The organism is Klebsiella sp. C283, from assembly GCF_048822555.1.
Taxonomy (GTDB): domain Bacteria; phylum Pseudomonadota; class Gammaproteobacteria; order Enterobacterales; family Enterobacteriaceae; genus Klebsiella; species Klebsiella quasipneumoniae.
The window spans coordinates 1-4,254 of record NZ_JBMEZS010000042.1 but is presented as its reverse complement, the minus strand read 5'-3'; the positions used below and the strand labels follow the sequence as shown (position 1 = coordinate 4,254).

Here is a 4,254-nt window from a genome sequence, read left to right as displayed (position 1 = left end):
TACGGTAGTGATGGCAGCGGTCAGCGTTGTTTTACCATGGTCAACGTGGCCGATAGTACCGACGTTAACGTGCGGTTTTGTACGTTCAAACTTTTCTTTAGACATCGATTGTCCCTCTAAGACACGGATAAATCGGTGATATCACCACATCAACCAGGCAACATGCCCGACTTGTTGAATGAACATAACAGAAGAGAAACAGGGAAGGAGAGAAAAGAAGTGGTGCTGATACCCAGAGTCGAACTGGGGACCTCACCCTTACCAAGGGTGCGCTCTACCAACTGAGCCATATCAGCACGTCTGGAGCGGGCAGCGGGAATCGAACCCGCATCATCAGCTTGGAAGGCTGAGGTAATAGCCATTATACGATGCCCGCATCCTGAAACTCGGCTACCCAGTTCTTTCTGTAATACTAAAGAGACTGCTCTCTGTAGTATTGAGCTGATTAGTTTACCCAACCAACTCCGGCTACGCAAAGCGTCGCCAGAAAGTGGTGGTGGGGGAAGGATTCGAACCTTCGAAGTCGATGACGGCAGATTTACAGTCTGCTCCCTTTGGCCGCTCGGGAACCCCACCCAAATTGTTATGGTGCCGACTACCGGAATCGAACTGGTGACCTACTGATTACAAGTCAGTTGCTCTACCTACTGAGCTAAGTCGGCATCAAGTAGCGCGCATTCTAGGGAGAGGAGCGAGTTCATGCAACTAAAAATTTGCATAAAACGTTCTCTTGCTCACATTTTGTGCTCTTACGCGAAAAAACGGTGTAATTTCAAACAACGGAGTGCAAATAATCGCCAGCAAACAGCACAGCAGGCGCGGTTTCGGTCATCCACGTTTACCCGGAACGTATGCTGACCGCAGACTGAAAGGCAACAGGCCGTTAGCACAATCCTGTTAGCAAAGGCCATGCTTTGCAAAGCATAAGAAACTTATTCCTCTCTTGTGACGCTGGCGCGAGAAAGCAGCATTCAATGAGTTTTTTTCTTATTATTCCCGGCAATCTGGTGTTACCCTCCTGCCCATTGTCCTGATTAACTCGTGTGAAGCATCGCCGTTTCAACGTATTCGGTGATGGTAAGAACATGCTTATGAGCCAAAAAGAGCAGACGTTAATGACACCGTACCTACAATTTAACCGCCACCAATGGGCTGCACTTCGTGATTCTGTCCCGATGACGTTAACCGAGGAAGAAATCACGCGGTTAAAAGGCATCAACGAAGATCTCTCTCTGGAAGAGGTTGCTGAGATCTATTTGCCGCTGTCGCGTTTGCTCAACTTCTATATTAGTTCTAACCTGCGTCGTCAGGCGGTTCTCGAACAATTTCTTGGCACCAACGGTCAGCGAATTCCCTATATAATCAGCATAGCTGGCAGCGTTGCGGTAGGTAAAAGCACCACCGCCCGTGTACTGCAGGCCTTGCTTAGCCGTTGGCCTGAGCATCGCCATGTCGAACTCATTACCACTGACGGATTTTTGCACCCTAACTCGGTTTTGAAAGAACGTGGGTTAATGAAGAAGAAAGGCTTTCCGCAATCTTATGATATGCATCGGCTGGTGAAGTTTGTCTCCGATCTCAAATCAGGAGTACCACAGGCAACTGCACCGGTTTATTCCCATCTAATTTATGATGTTATTCCCGACGGCGATAAAACTGTCGCGCAACCGGATATTCTCATTCTTGAAGGACTGAATGTTCTGCAAAGTGGGATGGATTATCCACACGATCCGCATCATGTATTCGTATCGGATTTTGTCGACTTTTCTATTTATGTCGATGCCCCGGAAGAATTATTGAAAAGCTGGTATATCAACCGCTTTCTTAAATTCCGGGAAGGAGCATTTACCGACCCGGATTCTTATTTCCATAATTACGCCAAGCTGTCGAAGGAAGAAGCGGTGGATATTGCCACCTCGCTATGGAATGAGATTAACCTAATGAATCTCAAGGAAAACATCCTTCCAACCCGCGAGCGCGCCAGCCTGATTATGACCAAGAGCGCCAATCATTCCGTTAATCAGGTACGCTTACGGAAATAAAGCAAAGGGAGCCGAAGCTCCCTTTTTTATTCTGCGCTGCGCAATGATATTTCACCACCGACCCAGGCTTTTATCACACCATCCTGCTCCAGCAATAGCGCCCCCTGGGCGTCAATACCGCGGGAAATGCCATAAATTTCTTTATCACCGATAATCAGTTTTACCGGACGATGAATAAAGTTATCCAGTTTTTCCCAGCGCGGCAGATAAGGAGCCAACCCTTCCTGCTCGAACAGCTCCAGCCCCAGGCGCAGCTCTTTAATCAGGCGCGCGGCGAGGAGGTTACGATCGATGACCACCCCTGCTTCCTGAAGGCTGATCCAACCCTGATTGACGACATCAGACTCCACGCGACGCATCACAAGGTTGATACCCGCGCCGCTGACGATTTGTGCGGCATCGCCCGTTTTTCCCGTCAGTTCCACGAGGATCCCTGACAGCTTACGATCCTGCAGATAAATATCGTTCGGCCATTTCACGCGAACCTGTTCGGCCCCGAATTGCTGCAGCACTTCAGCGATCACAATACCGATCACCAGGCTTAGGCCAATAGCCGCTGCCGGGCCCTGCTCCAGACGCCAGTACATTGAGAGATAGAGATTCGCGCCAAAGGGGGAAAACCATTTTCTGCCTCGTCGACCCCGCCCTGCCTGCTGATATTCAGCCACGCAGGCATCGCCGGACGTCAGCTCATCCAGTCTGTCCAGCAAATACTGGTTAGTGGAGTCGATTACCGGAAGGACAGTCACTCGGCCATGCTCTATCTGTTGGGAGATCTTTTTCTCATCCAAAAGATGAATAGGCTCTGGCAGGCTGTAACCCTTGCCCGGTACGGTAAACACATCAACGCCCCAGTCGCGTAAAGTCTGGATATGCTTATTAATCGCCGCCCGGCTCATGCCTAACTGCTCGCCAAGCTGTTCACCTGAGTGAAACTCACCATCAGCAAGGATAGAAATTAGCGTTAAAGGGATAGTATGGTCTTTCACGCAATGCTCTCCTCTGCGTTGACTTCACCATGCGTTCCAATGAAGCGCACCTCGGGTTGAAGCCATACATTGAATTTCGCACCCACCTGCTGGCGAACGTAATGGGCAAGCTTTATCACATCCTCACTGGTCGCTTGATCTTCATTAATCAGTACCAGCGCCTGCTGTCGATGCACGGCCGCGCCGCCGATGCGTTGTCCTTTGAGCTGACATTGATCGATTAGCCAGCCAGCGGCCAGCTTGACGCTGCCGTTTGCCTGCGGATAGTGCGGTGCATGAGGGAACTGCGCCAGCAGCGCTTCTGCAACCTGAGCGCTGACGATCGGGTTCTTAAAAAAGCTGCCAGCATTACCGTTAATCTTTGGATCCGGCAATTTAGTCATTCGCATATGACAGACCGCATCGAATACCTGCTGCGGGGTGACCGTCTGCGGATTGAGACGTGTTAAATCACCGTAGCTCAGCACCGGTCGCCACGCTTTCTCTAACGCCAGGCCAATCGCGACGATGGCGTAGCGGTCCTGATATTCATGTTTAAAGATGCTGTCGCGATAGCCGAAACGGCATTCCGCTGCGGAAAGGCGTTGTTTACGTCCCGTTTCCAGCTCGATGCAGTCAACATATTCGCAAACCCGCTGCAATTCGACGCCGTAAGCGCCAATATTCTGGATAGGCGAAGATCCTGCGCAACCAGGGATTAATGCCAGATTTTCCAGACCAGGCATCGCATGCTGTAGCGTGAACTGCACCAGTTGATGCCAGTTTTCGCCGGCGCCGACGTGCAAGCGCCAGGCATCCGGGGTTTCGCTCACCTCGATCCCCATAATTCGGTTGAGGATCACCGTACCGGCATAGTCGTTCAGAAACAGGACGTTACTGCCTTCCCCAAGGATTAGCGTGGGTTCGCCAGCCGCGACAGCGGTTTGCCAGGCGCTTAATAACTGTTGTTCAGTTTCGGCGCGTACTATCGTATTGGCGGATCGCTCAATGCCAAAGGTATTCCAGGGTTTGAGGGAGTGGTTCATAGTGGCTTCCTGATGCAAAATCGGCGTTAGTTTACCGTATCTGGCGGGGGAAGGCTTGCCTGATTACAGAGGCAATAATATTGCGGGGCGCTAACGGTGGTGATGTGGTGTACCGGTCCGGGCTACAGAACCCGCAAGGTCCGTAGCCCCGGTAAGCGCAGCGCCACCGGGGGAGGCGTACCCCACACAGCAAAAAAC

Annotated in this window: 4 protein-coding genes and 4 tRNA genes; 1 reads left to right on the top strand and 7 read right to left on the bottom strand. The window is 51.2% G+C overall.

Annotated features, from left to right (window positions below):
• The 5 genes from ACOI7Z_RS26875 to ACOI7Z_RS26855 form a co-directional block, all read right to left on the bottom strand.
• Positions 1-105 (bottom strand): GTP-binding protein (locus tag ACOI7Z_RS26875; protein WP_005651251.1); only part of this gene is annotated, 105 nt, incomplete at its 3' end.
• A gap of 115 nt (positions 106-220) precedes the next feature.
• Positions 221-296, bottom strand: a tRNA-Thr gene (locus ACOI7Z_RS26870).
• A 5-nt stretch (positions 297-301) separates the two neighbouring features.
• A tRNA-Gly gene (locus tag ACOI7Z_RS26865) sits at positions 302-376 on the bottom strand.
• A 115-nt stretch (positions 377-491) separates the two neighbouring features.
• Positions 492-576: transfer RNA gene (locus tag ACOI7Z_RS26860), tRNA-Tyr, on the bottom strand.
• A gap of 10 nt (positions 577-586) precedes the next feature.
• Positions 587-662, bottom strand: a tRNA-Thr gene (locus ACOI7Z_RS26855).
• A 429-nt stretch (positions 663-1,091) separates the two neighbouring features.
• Here ACOI7Z_RS26855 and coaA point away from each other — a divergent pair.
• Positions 1,092-2,042: a type I pantothenate kinase gene (gene coaA, locus ACOI7Z_RS26850; protein WP_032429237.1), complete on the top strand. Its 951-nt coding sequence runs from the start codon at positions 1,092-1,094 to the stop codon at positions 2,040-2,042.
• A 26-nt stretch (positions 2,043-2,068) separates the two neighbouring features.
• On the opposite strand, the gene birA is transcribed toward coaA, so the two are convergent.
• Both birA and murB read right to left on the bottom strand, forming a co-directional pair.
• Positions 2,069-3,031, bottom strand: a complete 963-nt coding sequence (birA, locus tag ACOI7Z_RS26845) for a bifunctional biotin--[acetyl-CoA-carboxylase] ligase/biotin operon repressor BirA (protein WP_080901933.1) — start codon at positions 3,029-3,031, stop codon at positions 2,069-2,071.
• Positions 3,028-4,056 (bottom strand): UDP-N-acetylmuramate dehydrogenase, encoded by a 1,029-nt coding sequence (murB, locus tag ACOI7Z_RS26840; RefSeq protein ID WP_087848547.1) that lies wholly within the window; start codon positions 4,054-4,056, stop codon positions 3,028-3,030. Before murB ends, birA begins: the two co-directional genes overlap by 4 nt.
• Positions 4,057-4,254 lie beyond the last annotated feature (198 nt).

Bases quoted from the DNA above. Each gene is read 5' to 3' on its own strand.
- murB (WP_087848547.1), bottom strand. From the start codon at position 4,056: ATGAACCACTCCCTCAAACCCTGGAATACCTTTGGCATTGAGCGATCC.
- coaA (WP_032429237.1), top strand. From the start codon at position 1,092: ATGAGCCAAAAAGAGCAGACGTTAATGACACCGTACCTACAATTTAAC.